The 13,875-nt window shown below is 72.3% G+C and carries 13 protein-coding genes; 7 read left to right on the forward strand and 6 right to left on the reverse strand.

All coding sequences use genetic code 11. The features are described 5' to 3' along the window. Nucleotides 1-174: 174 nt before the first annotated feature. The 5 genes from ACFV6D_RS33365 to ACFV6D_RS33385 all read right to left on the reverse strand — a co-directional run bounded on the left by ACFV6D_RS33365 (nt 175) and on the right by ACFV6D_RS33385 (nt 3,131). Nucleotides 175-330: a DUF6131 family protein gene (locus ACFV6D_RS33365; protein WP_167745913.1), complete on the reverse strand. Its 156-nt coding sequence runs from the start codon at nt 328-330 to the stop codon at nt 175-177. Nucleotides 331-567: 237 nt separating this feature from the next. Then, a complete protein-coding gene (locus ACFV6D_RS33370) occupies nt 568-969 on the reverse strand; it encodes an SsgA family sporulation/cell division regulator (protein WP_380338442.1) in 402 nt (133 codons plus the stop codon). A 282-nt stretch (nt 970-1,251) separates the two neighbouring features. Beyond that, nucleotides 1,252-1,923 (reverse strand): DedA family protein, encoded by a 672-nt coding sequence (locus tag ACFV6D_RS33375; protein WP_380338439.1) that lies wholly within the window; start codon nt 1,921-1,923, stop codon nt 1,252-1,254. Between the two features lie 272 nt (nt 1,924-2,195). Next, the gene (locus ACFV6D_RS33380; protein ID WP_380338436.1) at nt 2,196-2,531 is read right to left on the reverse strand and encodes a hypothetical protein; all 336 of its coding nucleotides are present in this window, start codon (nt 2,529-2,531) and stop codon (nt 2,196-2,198) included. 315 nt (nt 2,532-2,846) lie between these two features. After that, complete coding sequence (locus tag ACFV6D_RS33385; RefSeq protein ID WP_380562531.1) at nt 2,847-3,131, reverse strand: hypothetical protein; 285 nt, start codon at nt 3,129-3,131, stop codon at nt 2,847-2,849. A 308-nt stretch (nt 3,132-3,439) separates the two neighbouring features. Between ACFV6D_RS33385 and ACFV6D_RS33390 the strand changes: the two genes are divergently transcribed. The 6 genes from ACFV6D_RS33390 to ACFV6D_RS33415 all read left to right on the forward strand — a co-directional run bounded on the left by ACFV6D_RS33390 (nt 3,440) and on the right by ACFV6D_RS33415 (nt 9,334). Continuing rightward, entirely contained in the window at nt 3,440-3,655 is a 216-nt protein-coding gene (locus ACFV6D_RS33390; protein WP_380562533.1) for a hypothetical protein, read from the forward strand. An 87-nt stretch (nt 3,656-3,742) separates the two neighbouring features. Beyond that, complete coding sequence (locus ACFV6D_RS33395; protein ID WP_380562534.1) at nt 3,743-4,021, forward strand: hypothetical protein; 279 nt, start codon at nt 3,743-3,745, stop codon at nt 4,019-4,021. Next, a complete protein-coding gene (locus ACFV6D_RS33400; protein WP_380373991.1) occupies nt 4,011-4,391 on the forward strand; it encodes a hypothetical protein in 381 nt (126 codons plus the stop codon). The genes ACFV6D_RS33395 and ACFV6D_RS33400 overlap by 11 nt, the downstream gene beginning before the upstream one ends. A 136-nt stretch (nt 4,392-4,527) precedes the next feature. Continuing rightward, complete coding sequence (locus ACFV6D_RS33405; RefSeq protein WP_380562536.1) at nt 4,528-4,755, forward strand: DUF6328 family protein; 228 nt, start codon at nt 4,528-4,530, stop codon at nt 4,753-4,755. 269 nt (nt 4,756-5,024) lie between these two features. Continuing rightward, on the forward strand, nt 5,025-5,222 hold the full coding sequence (locus tag ACFV6D_RS33410; protein ID WP_380562538.1) for a hypothetical protein: 198 nt from the start codon (nt 5,025-5,027) through the stop codon (nt 5,220-5,222). Nucleotides 5,223-5,443: 221 nt separating this feature from the next. Continuing rightward, a complete protein-coding gene (locus ACFV6D_RS33415; protein WP_380562540.1) occupies nt 5,444-9,334 on the forward strand; it encodes an AAA domain-containing protein in 3,891 nt (1,296 codons plus the stop codon). Between the two features lie 58 nt (nt 9,335-9,392). On the opposite strand, the gene ACFV6D_RS33420 is transcribed toward ACFV6D_RS33415, so the two are convergent. Further along, nucleotides 9,393-13,157 (reverse strand): hypothetical protein, encoded by a 3,765-nt coding sequence (locus ACFV6D_RS33420; RefSeq protein ID WP_380562542.1) that lies wholly within the window; start codon nt 13,155-13,157, stop codon nt 9,393-9,395. Nucleotides 13,158-13,339: 182 nt separating this feature from the next. Here ACFV6D_RS33420 and ACFV6D_RS33425 point away from each other — a divergent pair, with 182 nt between their 5' ends. Further along, nucleotides 13,340-13,528, forward strand: a complete 189-nt coding sequence (locus ACFV6D_RS33425; RefSeq protein WP_380478964.1) for a hypothetical protein — start codon at nt 13,340-13,342, stop codon at nt 13,526-13,528. Nucleotides 13,529-13,875: the final 347 nt, after the last annotated feature.

Consider the following 13,875-nt stretch of genomic DNA (forward strand, 5'->3'; position numbering starts at 1 on the left):
CGCCACCGTCGTTGAGGGCGAGCCGCCTCCGCCGCTGAGGGCGGCGGGCGGCGGGCGGCGCCGTGCGGCTGTCGGCGTCGGCACCTACGTGGTGCCGGGGCTGACAGCCGCACGAGCCGGTGAACGGGCGGATCAGGGGTTGAGGCGGGTGGTGCAGAAAGTAGGACGAGTGGATCAGTAGTAGTGACGACGCCCGCCGACGGCGTGCCCGACGGAGCCCGCGATCCACAGGACGAGGCCGATGACGGCCAGGATGATGCCGATGGTCCACAGGATCGAGATCCCGGTGACGAAACCGATGATGAGCAGGATGACGCCGAGGACGATCACGAGGTCCTCCCGTGTGGTGACTGGGACGGTTGTCAGGAGGGGCCGGTCCGGCCGTTCGATGGTGATGCCGGACCGTCCGGGGGTGGTGGAGCCGTCGTTTCTCCGGCCGCGCCCATGATCCGCGTGTACCGCTCTGCGGGCCGGGCAAACCATCCTGCCCGCAGCGGAATGGGTCGGTTCCCCGCTCGGGCATGCCCGGCCCTTCGCCGAGCGGTCGTCGCCGTCGGCCGTGGCGGGTCAGGACCGCATCCGGTCGAGGACGGCGTCGATGTCGAGGTGGTCGGATTCGGTGCCGGCCGGCACCAGGGCGAAGGAGTCGAGGAGGAAGGCCGCCACGGCGTCCGCGGGGATGCTGATCACGGCCCGGCCGTTCTCGGCGCACAGGGTGACCAGGACCCGGGCCGCCCGCCCGGGCGCGACCGTCACATCCCCGTGGCCGGCGGGGGCGTGGCGGCCCTCGTCCAGCAGGTCACGCGAGAAGACCCACTGCGCCTCCCCGCCGCCCCCGAGGGGCGGGAAGACCAGGCACACCGCGTACGGCAGCGAGGTGTCGAAGCGCAGTTGCGCCTCGACGGTCACGTCGGGGAACGGGCCTTCGGGCAGCGTGACGGCGGTGGACCAGGAGGTGACGACGGTCATGCGACGGACTCCGTTTCTGGCTGTGGCGCCGGGTTGTCCGCAGCGGCACCGAGCGCCGGCGGCGGCAGCGCTCGGCTACCCGCCCCGGGCCGATTCATGGCCCTGATGCGGAAACCTCGCGTGCGCGGTGTGTTCGCTCGTGCACGGACCGTTCCGGCGCGGCCAGGGCCGGTGTGGCCCCGTTCCGGCGCGGTTCCCGGCCCCGGCCCGTCGCCGGGCGCGCCGCCTTGGTCGTTCGCGGGCCCCGGCGCGCGCGGTGCGGTCGGCAGGGCGGTCCGGCCGTCAGTGCTTCTCGTCCTGGCCCTCGCGGGACTGCGTACGGCGGGACCGCGTACGGCGCGACTGCGCACTGGCTGCGGACCTGCGGCGGCGTACGCGCCAGACGATGAGGGCGATGACGACCGCCGCGGCGAGCAGGGCGGCGACGACGCCGCCGACCGTGCCCTCGACCTTGGTGTAGGCGGCCCCCGCGAAGTAGCCGAGGAGGGTGAACCCGACGCCCCAGGCGAGGCCGCCGAGGGCGTTGAAGAGGAGGAAACGGCGGTACGGCATGCGGGAGACGCCGGCCAGCGTCGGCACCACGGGGCGGAAGAAGGCGACGAAACGGCCGAAGAAGACGGCGGCCGGCCCCCGCCGGCGGATCAGGTCACGGGCCTTGTCGAGCTGCTCCTCATGGCGTCGCAGCATGCGCGTGTCGAGGACCGCCGGGCCGATGCGGCGGCCGATCTCGTAGGCGACGGAGTCCCCCAGGACGGCCGCGCCGACCACGGCGAGGACCAGCCAGCCGATGGACACCCTGCCCTGGTGGGCGAGGAAACCGCCGAGGACGGCGGCGCTCTCGCCGGGGATGAGGAAGCTGAAGAAGAGGGCGTCCTCGGCGAAGACGAGGGCGGCGACGACCGCGTACACGACCGGGCCGGACAGGCCGTCCAGCCAGTCGGTGATCGAGTGCATCAGCCACCCCGTTCGGGATCTGCCGCCCCTTGCGCCTCAATGTAACGCGTGCGTCGAGGGCCGGGGGAGCGGCCGATGAGCAGCCTGCCGGACTGCCGGACTGCCGGACTGCCGGACTGCCGGACTGCCGGACCGCCCGGACCGCCGCGCCCGGACCGGGCCCACTGCGCGTACGGTCCGAAGCGTCGGCTCGCGTTGAGGAGGCGACCGGCCGTCGGCCGCCGCCCGCGCGCTCGACGCGGTGGGTGCGGTGGGTGCGGTGGGTGCGGTGCTCAGTGTGCGGCGGTTTCCGCCGGGTGGGCGTCGTCCTCGCGCTGCTCCTGGGCAGCCGCTTCGGTGGCGTCGGGGGCGGGGTCCTGCCTGGCGGCCTGGCACGTGCTGCAGGTGAGCCAGTGCGGTGGAGGTTGGTGGGCGTAGCGGTGCGGGGCGAGGGTCATTCCGTCGGTGTCCAGGCCGCACAGGGTGCGGAGGCCGCAGGTGCCCGAGGCTTCCGCGGGGGCGACGTGTACGCGGCGCACCGGGCTCTCCGGGTCCGCCGGGGTGTGGTCGGGGCCGAGGAGCCGCACGTTGGTCGGCATGTCTAGCTCAAGTACGACGACGATGTCCATCTTCTCAACGTCGCTGCTGGGCCGGTCCGCCGCACCCGCTCGGTGGCATCCGGACCAGCCCGGGCCACCCCCGGAGGACGGGCTCCGACCGGCCGCGTGCGCGACGGCAGAGAACGCGACGGCAGAGAGCCTGAAGGTGTGCCCCGCCCCAGCACGACGCCCGTGATCGGTGGAGACGTGGCGCCGGCGGGCGATCACCCCAGGTACCGCGACGGGGTGAAACCCGCGCGGGCCGTGACGCCGTACGTGCCGGGGCGCGCTGACGTGCAGTTGCAGGCTCCGGGCGGGGTCGCCCGCCTCTCCCCAGTGCGGCGGTCACTGCGTGCGCAGGGCGCGCTCGCACTCCTGGCACCGCTGGTCGGCGAGGGTGGGCGGGTACCAGGGCTCGCCGGGCCGGACCGGCCGGTAGTGCGTGTGTTCCATCGGGCCGGTCTCCAGCCCGCACAGCGTGTACGGCTGCGGGTCCTCGGGCACGTCGGGATCGGCCCCGGCGGCGTGCACCGCGATCACGGCGGGCTCGGCGCCTTCCGCACTGTCCGTGCCTTCCGCACCGATGGCCCCGTCGGGCTCCAGCTCGAAGAGCACGATGATCGATGCCATGCACCGAGCCTCGGCCATCGCCGGCGGACCCACATCCGGAGGTGGGCCTTTCGAGGCGAGCACCCTTGCCCGGTTTCCGTGCCCGTCTCCGTCCCCGTTCCCGCACCTGGTTCCGGTGCTGCCCGACGACGGCATGGATCGCGCCCGTCGGGGCCTGCTGCCATGCTCGGGTGATCACACCTCGTGTACGGAAGGAGTCCGTCGATGATCGTGCCGCCCGCGCTGGAACGGTGTCCGGGCGGGCTGCGGTGAGGGGCTGGGTGGTCGGGGCCGTCAGCGAGCCGGACGAGCCCGGCGAACCTGGGCGGTTGCTGGTGGTGCTCGTCGACGGTCGGCGGCTGGTGACTCGCGAGCTGTCCGGGCAGGAGCGGGCCGAGCTCGGGTCGCCCGTCGCCGGGCGGCTGCGAAAGCCGCATCCGGGCGCGCGATCGATGGTGCGCTGGCTGCGCCCGGTGCTGGCCGTCGTCGTCGAGCTGGAAGCCGGACAGGTGTGCCGCATAGCCTTGCCCGCGACGGGCGACTGAGAAATTCGCAGCCACCCTTGAGCACGGGCCGTCACGAACAGCGGTGGTGCGGGCGCCTGCCGCGTTCGGGCGCAGATCGGACACACGATGATGACCGAACAGCGCTGCGCGCCGAGTTTCGGCGAGGCCCCCCTCATCCCGGTCGGCGGCGACAGCCGGCCGGCCTTCCTCACCTGGGCCGAGGCCACCCTGCTCCCGGCGCTGCGCACCGCGCTCCGAGCCGGATCCGGACCTGTCGGCGCCACCGCGGCGGCCGTCGTGGGGTTCACCCGATTGCCCAGCGTCCGTCCGGCCGGCCCCGGGACGGACCGGGTGCCCGGGGGCGGGCCGCGTCCGGGCGACGTAGGTTGCGGGCATGACCAGTGACGAGACGACGATCCCGGCGGTAGGGGTGCGCCTGCTGGACGAGGTGTTCGACGCGATCGAGGCGGCCAACGGCCGCCCGCAGCCGTGGACCGGTTTCGACCACGGGATCCTGGGGGCCTACCGGTGGGCCGCCGGCGCCCAGGTCGCGGCGCCCCTCACCGCTGCCGCCGCGCTCGGCGCCACCGGGCCGTGCCGGGCGCAGCTCCTGGCCGAGTGCCAGGCCGCCGCCGTCCGTCTGCGCGACACCTCGGCCTTGGCCTCGGCCTCGGGTGGGGGCGACGGCGCGGACGAAGGCGCGAACGCCGCGTACGCCCTGGGCGCCTACCAAGCGCTGGCCTGGCTCTGCGGCCACCACGAAGACCGCCCCTGACCCGGCCGCCCGAAGTGTCGGCATCGGCCCGCCGACCTGTCTGCATCGCGCACCCGCGCACAGGGAGACGACACCGCGGTGAGGGACGAGACGCCTCAGGAACGGGCGACCGGCTCTGGAGCGAGACCGTCACAGCATGAAACCCGAACTCATCCACGTCGCCGGCCACTTCATCGCCACCGGCCTCGTCACCCTGGCCCTGACCATCGCCGCCGCCCTGCTGCTCCTGCTGCGCACCGGCACCGGCAACCCGGTCGCCGCGTGGGCCCTCAGCGCAGCCGTCCTGCTCTGGTTCACCACCACCTGGCTTGTTCTGCCCCAGATCGTGCTGCGGCGCACGGCCGCCCGCCGGACGGCTCCTTAGCACCGGTCCTGCACGCGTCCGGATCCCGTCGTGGCGTCCTGGCGTCGTGGCCGGAGCGGCCGGAGCGGCGCCAGGACCGGCAGGGCCCGCCAGCCGGATCCCCGAGGCCGTACGAACGCGTCGCGACCGACGTTCGGGGTAGACGCCGGGGCAACCCGAGGAGGAGAGGCCGTGCCAGCCGGTTCGAGCAAGAAGCAACTACCGGGCCCGCGAGGCCGCCTCCAGAGCGCACCGAATCTGCCGACCGACCTGATGAGAAGGGCTACGCCATGAGCACGCACGACACGGGCACCACCCCTGCGGAGCACGACGCCTCGCGGAACGGCGACGACACCGTACGGGAGCGGTCCGCGGAGGAACGGAACATCGTGGCGCCCACCCCGAAGGACGTCCGCGCCAAGGCCGACGAGCCCGCCGACGCCGACGACGCGCCCACCCCACCCGCCGCCGACACCCAGGCCCCCTGACCGGCGACGGCGTGCCCGGCAGACGCACCAGGTCGGGTGCCGATGAACCGGGGCCCGGCGAGCTGCTATCACCCGATTCGCCGAAGTCGCCAAGACCCACGTTGGGTAGTTCGTGATCCCGTACGCTGCTTGCTCACCAGGTGGGGCTGGCATGAGGGGGCGTGGGGATGGCCGGTGGAGAGCGTGGGCGCAGGGCTGCGATCGTCCGGTACTGGCGGGCTGTGGAGTTGTTCAGTCCGCAGAAGGTCGACGGGGTGGATCCGTCGAAGGACGTCTATCCGGTCTGGGACGGCCGACCGCTGCCGTGGGAGCCGGACCACCGGCTCCGCCGGCGCTCGCCGGGCCGCGGGCGATCTTGGCAGCACACGGTGTACGCGGGCGTGTTTGAACTCACCGCACTGCGTGACACGCTGCTCGGCGTGTTCGGCACCGACGGGCCCACCGAGGACTTCGACGGCCGTTTGGGCGGCCAGAGCGCGGTGCTCTGCTTCTCGGTCAACGACCAGGGGCTGCTGCTCAAGGACAGCGTGACGATCTCGTCGTGCGCGTGGGCGGTGGGCCGGGCCCTGCGCCCGGGGCCGGCGGACCCGGCCTGGCTCGACGGCTTCGAGAAGGACTCGGAGCTTTGCGTCTCCACCCTCCTGGAGCTGGGCGACGGTCGGCTCCCGGTGGTGGAACAGCGGCGAGGAGCGGGCGGCGCGCCCTCCGGACCCGGATCGGCGCTCGGTGCGATCGCGGGTGTGGCGGTCGATGTCGTGCTCGGCGCAGCCGTCGGCGGGATCGCCTCGACGGTGGGCACCGTGGCGGGTGCCGCGCTGGGCTCGATCACCCAGGCGGTCGCCGAGACGCTGACCGGATCGGCGGCGGACTCGCTCGCGGACCGGGTCAGCAGCCGGGTGAGCGATCACGTGACCCAGCGGGTGGAGGGAGCCCTCGACGGCGCCCTGCACCCCGCGGGTGGTGCCGATTCCGACGCTCTGCATTCCGGGGACGACGCGGAGGCGGCGGAAGAAGCCCAGGAGTCGGACCCGACGAGCGATCTCCCCGTTCCGTTGGGCCTGAAACCGCTTGATGTCAGGGACCTCGCGGCCGTCACCCGCTGGGTCGCCGAGCAGCTCGGGATCGCGGAGGCGCTGCGGCCGGACGCCGTGCGGGTGAAGAGCTACACCGTCCGGGAGTCGCAGAGCGCGGAGAGCGACCAGTCCGACTTCCTCAACAGTTTCATCGCCGCGGACCTGGAACAGGTGACTGCGGCGCTCGCGGAGGGCAGGTCGGGACGGGCGCTGGAGGAGTATCTGCGGCCCACCGCAACTCTGGACTCCGGCCGCCGGACCGACGTGCGGCAACAGCCGCAGATCCTGCTGGACGGTGTCCGTCCGACAGCCGCCCCGCTCGGCCGGTGGCCCGGCAGGAGTGACCAACCCCTGGTCCTCAGCCAGCAGTTCGCGGTGAACAGCGCGTTGGCAGAGCTGGGTGGCGCCGGGGGCAGCGGCCTCTACGCGGTCAACGGGCCGCCCGGCACGGGCAAGACCACCATGCTCCGGGACCTGATCGCCGCCTTGGTGGTGCAACGTGCTGAGCGGCTGGCGGCGTTGGTCTCTCCGGCGGACGCGTTCGGCAAGGTCCACACCTGGAGTTCCGGCCAGTGGAACCGGAGGCTTCACGGGCTGCGGGAGGAGCTGACGGGCTACGAGATCGTCATCGCGTCCGCCAACAACGGCGCGGTCGAGAACGTGACGACCGAGATCCCGTCCGCAGCCGCGGTAGCCGAGGAGTGGTGCGAGGAGGCCGACTACCTCTCAGCACAGGGCAGGCTGCTGCTGGGCGGCGCGGATGCGTGGGGAGCGGTCGCGGCACCTCTCGGCAATCGCGCGAACCGCTCCCAGTTCGTCAGCCGCTTCTGGTGGGGCAGGGAGATGCAGGAGACGGCCGACCCGCGACGCCCCGGACAGAGCCGCCGACAAGCCGTGTCCACCGGCCGGGGTCTGCGTGATCTCCTGCTCCGGCAGAAGGAGTTGAACGGCGACGCCAGACCTGGCCCGGATCGGAACCCGCTCGGTGGCAGCCGCGTGCCAGGTGCCCCAGATGCACCGGACGCGCCGGCCACCGCCGCGCTGGGCGAGCCCTGGCCGCTGGCGGTGCGCCGCTTCACCCAGGCGCGCCAGGCCGTCCAGGAACTGGCCGCGACCAGGGAGGCCGCGGCCGCCGCACGCGACAGCCGGGAGCTCCTGGCGCGACAGCTACGGGGTGCCGAAGCCGCTGTGGCAGCGGCCCGGGCGAACAAGGCCCCGGCCGAGCGCGCACTGGCCGACGCGCACGCCGCGGCGCAGAGCGCGACTGAACGGCTGGCGGCCACGCAGCAGACCGAGCACCAGGTGTCCACGACGTTGGCCGAGGCCCAGGCCACCGTGGAGCTGCGCCGCGGAGTGTGCCAGTCGCGGCTCGACGACCTGCGCTCGTACGACGCGCGGCAGCGTCCTCGCCGGCTACGCGCCTGGCTCTCCTCAGATGCGGAGGAGAGGTGGCTGCGTGGGCGGGAACCGCTGGTGAGTGCTCTGGCTCAGGCCGAAACAGCATGGGAGGCATCGGAGACCGCGCTCGGCCGACTCGGCGAGCTCCTCGCCGGCGCACGAGCCGCCGGCAAGGAGGCCGCTGCCGCCGAGGCCGCGGCGCAGCGCTCGCGCGCGAGCCGACTGGACGGCCTGCGCCGCGCGGAACAGGCCGTCACCGCTGCCGAGCAGGCAGCCGCCACGGCTCGGACCACCGCCGACATCGCCGCCCGCAAGGTCTCCGATGCGACGCGACGGTGGCGCGCACACGTGCCGGCCGAGGACTGGGCCGCACTCCCCGGAGACCCGCAGGCCGATGGCCGGCGGGAGATGTCCGCCCCCTGGATGGACGAGGAGTTCAGCGCCGCCCGCACCCGAGTGTTCCTCGCCGCGCTGGATCTGCACAGGGCCTTCCTCGCGGCGGAGGCGAAGCGCCTGCTCACCAGCTTTCAGGCGGTGATGGAAGTGGTGGGCGGCGACGCCCCGAAGGACCTGCCGCCGGAAACCGTCCGGGCCGCCTGGCAACTGTTGTTCCTGGTCGTGCCGGTGGTGTCGACGACCTTCGCCTCGCTGGACCGCCTCTTCGCGGGCCTTGGCTCCGAGGCCCTGGGCTGGCTGTTCATCGACGAGGCGGGGCAGGCCACCCCACAGCAGGCGGTCGGCGCACTCTGGCGGGCCCGCCGGGCGGTCGTCGTCGGCGACCCGTTGCAGCTCGAACCTGTCGTGACGGTGCCGTGGACGGCACAGCAGCGGCTTCGCACCCACTACGGAGTGGCGCAGGAGTGGGTGCCCGGTCGCACCTCGGTCCAGCGGGTCGCCGACCGCCTCGCCCGGTGCGGCACCTGGCTCCCGGCCCAACTCCCCGACGGCGAGACGGAGGTGTGGGTGGGGTCACCGCTCCGGGTGCACCGCCGTTGCGACAATCCGATGTTCGAGATCAGCAACCGTATCGCCTACGACGGGTTGATGGTGTTCGGCACGGGTGAGCGAGCGCCCTATCCGATCGCCGACCGCAGCGTCTGGCTGGACGTCGTCGGGGGCGAGTCCGACGGCAAGTGGGTGGCTCAGCAGGGGCTCGTGCTGGGCAGGGTGCTGGATCTCCTCGGGGAGCGGCTGCGCGCGCAGATCGAGCAGGAGGAGTTGGAGTCCGCACTACGAGAGGGCCGGCAGCCGGTGGACCTCAGCACCACGACGGCCGCCGAGGTGCGCGAGCGACTCGGCAAGTCCGTGTTCGTGGTGAGCCCGTTCCGTGAGGTGGTCGCCGAGGCGCGCCGGACGGCCGGAAACCGGCTTCCCGCCAAGCGGGTCGGCACGGTGCACACCACCCAAGGCAAGGAGGCGGACGTGGTCATCCTGCTGCTGGGTACCGTGGCATCCCAGAACGGAGCCCGCGACTGGGCGGCTGCCAGCCCCAACCTCCTCAACGTCGCAGTGAGCAGGGCCCGGAGACGACTGCTCGTCATCGGCGACCGGGGACTGTGGGGCCGGCACCGCCACTTCGACGTCCTGGCCGACCACAGGGGCTTGGCCCAATTCGACGCGTCCGGCTGGCTGAACGGCTGACGGGTTCCGTCGGCTCGCCCACGGGTGATCAACGACAGGTGAGGCGTGACCGCCTCCGTCAGGTGCTTGTGCGGCCGCTGATGTGCGCGGCGACCAGTTCGCTCAGGGGGTGCAGAGCCTCGGGAACCAGCAACGGCAGCAACGGGATCGCCCGCGTCCAACTCCCGTCGGCGAGCAGTTCCCGGAGGAGTCCCTGGGCTGCAGCCCTGTCGGAGTCGGTGCGGTCGGGATGGCCTCCCGCATGAGCGAGTGCGAGGCAGAGCTGAACAGTGCTGTCCTCGGACTCCTCGACGGACAGGGCTGCGGGCGCCCCCGCCAGGACGTGAGCGGCAGCAGCCAGCGCAGCGGCACGCGCCGTCGGTGTCGATGCTGCGTTCGCGGTGCGCAGGGCGTTGGCGGCATCGCCGTCCAGGGAGCCGAGCAGGGCGAGCTCAGCATGGGGAGCCCGTTCGGGTCGCAGGGAGCGCAGCCACTCCTCCAGCTCACCCGCGGCGCGTCCCGGTGCGGGCGCGCAGCCGAGCCGCCGCAGCAGGGCCAGGAGCGTCGTCTCCTCCCGGTCCCAGGTTTGTCGAGGCCTGTTCGTGAACTCCGCGGCGAGCCGGATCGCTTCGCTGAGCTCCGGATCCGGTCGCGTCGGATCGGGGAGTGCGAGCAGCAGTTCTGCCAGCGCCGGAAGTTGGCCGACCGGGCGGCCGGCGCCGATGCGCCGTTGTACCAGTTGGACCGCTGGTCCGATCAGTTCAGCGGCACGTTCCGGATCATGCCGTGCCAGGCCGGCGGCGACGAGAACCAGCGTGCGTCGAGCCCTCCTGCCCCGTACGGAAGAAGAAGCCTCGGCGTCTGCCGGCTCCTCCATCCGGGCCACCGCCACCGCCGCTTCCGCGTCCCCTGCATGGGCCAGGGCCTGCGCGACGGCTCCTCGCATGGCGAAGTGCGGCGTGCGAGGGATGAGCCGGGCGGCCTCGTGGGCGTACGCAACCGCCTCCGGTGAGCGACCGCCGAGTGAGCACCCCATGGACAGCGCGGCCAAGTGCCGGGCGCGGTCGCCTGGTTCCGTCGAGATGCTGATCAGCTGTTCGGCCTGTCCGAATTCACCGGTCATACCGAGCGCCCGGACCAACTCCTCGGCCGAGCCGGCGCTCAGAGCGATCGGCGCGTCGGGGAGCGAGGAGCGGACAGCGGCCTCCAACTGTTCGCGCCCGAGCTCGAGGTTGCCGCCGTGCACCAGCTGCTCCGCGTACCGGAGCCGGGTGACCGGACCGACGAGGGGCTCGTGGTTCCCGAGCGCCGGGCTTCGGCCCGGGGCGGTGGACGGTGAGGGTTCTTCGTCCGTCCGGACACGACGCCGTGCACTTCGGGTCGGGGGAGCCTGGGCGCGGTTCCGTTTGGCTTTCCGTTCCTTCGTCAGGGCCTTCGCGCTCGCGTCGACCTCCCTCCGGTGGGCCTGTCGCCGCTCCTCCTTCGCCGCGAGATGGGCGGCGTGCTCTGCTGCCACCTGTTCGTCGACTGCTGAGAGAAAGGCCTCCGCCCGCTCCAGTTGGTCGTCGCCGAGAACGCCGGTGCGAACTCCCTGGCTGAGGGCAGTCACCAGCAGCTTGGCGTCCAGGTGAGGTTTAAGGCCGGTGCCGGCCGCGGTCTCGGCGCGGACCATACGGTCCATCGTGCCGGAGAACTCGCGTGCCCGGTGGGCTCGGTCGGCTGGGGAGTCCAGCCTGACCAGGGCGGTGTGCAGACGGTCCCGCGCGATCTTGAGCACGTCCCAGGCCTTCGACCGGCGGCCCATGGTCGCCAAGGCCTGGGCCGCGAGCGCGAGAGTATCCACCACGATCAGCCCGTCCGACAGGTCGATGGCCTTGCAGAGGCATTCGATACGGTCCAGGTTCGCGATGCTGCGGGAGCTGGAGGCGCGGGCGATGGTCGCCCAGATGTCCACGGCCATGGCCTGGGCCCGAGGATCGACCTCGCTCAGCTCCTCCGCGTGCTCCTCCAGGGCTTCCACGAAGCGCTCGGGGCCGTCAGCGGAGAGGAGGACCGCTCCTTCGACGAGTGCGTCCAGGGCGGCCGCGTCGCTGAGCACCACGGCCCGGAACAGCGCCTTTGCCCCATCCCTCCTGCCGAGTGTGTCCAACGCGCCCGCTGCCTCGGCCACTTCCGCACAGGCGTCCTCGAAGAAGCCACCGGCGCGCGGAGTGAACCGGCCCGCGCGGACCAAGCAGTCGGCCGCCTCTCGCGCGATTGCGGTGGCATCGGGGTGCGAGGCGCGTGCCGCTTCGACGGCAACCTCGGCCAACCGAGCGGCCCGCAGAACGAGTTCCGGCTCCGAGCGGGCCACGGTGCAGGCGCGGGCGACGCTCCCCAACTGCACGAGGAGCACGGGTGCCCGAGGCGGGACCGGTCCGACCCGGCGCTGCACGAGGTCCAGTGCCGCAGCCAGCCGGACGGCGGTCTCGGCTTCCTGCTGTTCAGGATCCGACACCTCGACTGCCTTGAACTCGGATTTGAGAAGACGTAGCTGGTCGAGCATGACCTGAGGTCCCAGTGCGTCCGCGACCCGAAGCTGTCGCAGTGGGTCGAGCAGGACCCGTCCGCGCTCACCCGAAGTGTCCAGCAGCTGCGGATACTCGGTCAGCAGATACGTCGGAGAGCCCTCGGGCCAGCCGGCCTCGCGCCAGTGCGCCGCCCAGGCGTGCAGCCGACGGGTGCAGCGCTCGACGGTGGCCTGGTCCCACTCCCGCCGGATGGCGTGCGGCATGCCGGGGTGGCTCAGCAGGTGGATCTCGGCCGATTCCTCGTTCGAGACGATGCAGCGCTGCTCCCTGCTGTGCAGCAGGCCGTTCACGTCCTCGACGGAGGCCCCGGTCAGCTCCGCGAGGTCGGCCGCTCGCAGCCCGCCCCCGCTGTCCGTGACGGCGAGCAGATCGGTGACGGCCCGGCCCAGGTCGGTTGTGCGCAGCCGCTCCAGGTCCGCGAAGCCAGCCTGTTCGACATCGTGGCTCCAGTCGCCCGCGGTGAGTGGGCGAAGGCACTCGCGCTCGCGCAGCGGATGCCCCTCGGGGATGTCGGCGGGCAGCGGCCCGCTGCGCCGGCTGGAGACGATGATGCGCACGTTCGCCGCAGGAGCGGCCGGGAGAAGTGCGGCAATGCTCGCCACCCCGGTCCCACCAGGCGCTCCAGTCGTCGGCCAGGCGCGGTCCTCGTCCAAGCCGTCCACCACAAGCAGGAGTTGCCGCTTCTGCCTTCGGCTTCGCCCCGCGGCCTTGGTGAGCAGGCGCAGGAACTCCGCCTCGGCGGACGGCTTCCTCCGGGGCTCGGGCACCTGGAGTTGTCGGCGCAGGTCATCGATGAATTCGGTACGGGAGTTCGTCCCGTGCTTCTCGGACAGGACACAGAGCAGGAGGTCGGCGTCCTGCGGTAGCTGCCTCGCGTAGTCGGTGAGCAGAGCCGTCTTTCCTACGGGAAGCTGTGCGTGCCACCACAGGTACGAGGCCGCCTGCGGATCCCGATCACGGACGAAGGCATTCATCGCGGCGTGCTCGCGCTTCCTGCCGCGCTTCTCCGAGTCGTCTCTCCATTCGCGCCGGCCCCTGGTCGTCTCTCCTTGCGCGGCATGGAGAGCGGCTTCCCATTCCTCGCGGGGATGGAGGCGTTGGCTGTCCTGGCCCTCCAATTGTTCGACCAGGTTCCAGAACAGGTCCGTTGCGTGAGGAGCGGACTCGCCGGAGCACCAGAGTCGGAGGGTCGATTCCCGTAGCGCGCCGTTCGAGACGAGTCGTGCAGCACCTCGGCGACTGATGCCGCGAGCCTTGATCAACTCCTGCAGCATCACCCCGAGGTTCCTGCGTGCCGTCCCGGGCGCCGTACTTCTGACCATTTCTGCTCCCGCGTCGGTGAATAAAGGCCCCTGACCAGCGGATATCCCGCCAGGACGTGGATGCGCACCGGGACGCCGTCAGATGCTCGGCTCATCGACCGCGGGCCGCAGGCCTCCGACAGAAGGATCTCCCCATGACTGTGCTTTCCATGCTGACCCAGGATGCAACTGCGGCTGCCGTGCTGGCCGCAGGAGCCGGCCTGCTGTACGGGGTCGTCCTCGCGATCGTGGCCCTCGCCTCGGTCCTGGCCCGGACCCCGGACCGCCGCCGTGATGCCCGTTCCACTCTGGCCATTCTCTCCAGGCGCCGCCAGTCCCGGTGAGCGTGCGCCCACTGCGGCGGAGTGACGTGCACCGCGCAGAGGGACCTGCAAATTGCCTCCGATGACGTGCAAGGTGCCGGTTGCGCTGGGCATGCAACTCGGCAGCAGCTAGCTGCTGCCGTGTTGTGGATAGGGAACTCGACTGCAGCCAGCTCTGCTGACACCGCGACACGCAGAAGGGCACGGTTGCGCTCCGGCGCAACCGTGCTCTGGGAACATTGCCCATGTGCGAGGCGTGGCGCCACCGTCTCGACGATTTGGGGCCCCGCCCGGGGGGGCCCCCAAGCCCCCAGGTTAGGGGATGAGCTTGGGGGGGGGCGAGCGGGCGGGGGTGGGGGGGGACGGCC

Origin of the sequence: Kitasatospora sp. NPDC059812 (assembly GCF_042732075.1) — a bacterium.
Taxonomy (GTDB): Bacteria; Actinomycetota; Actinomycetes; order Streptomycetales; family Streptomycetaceae; genus Kitasatospora.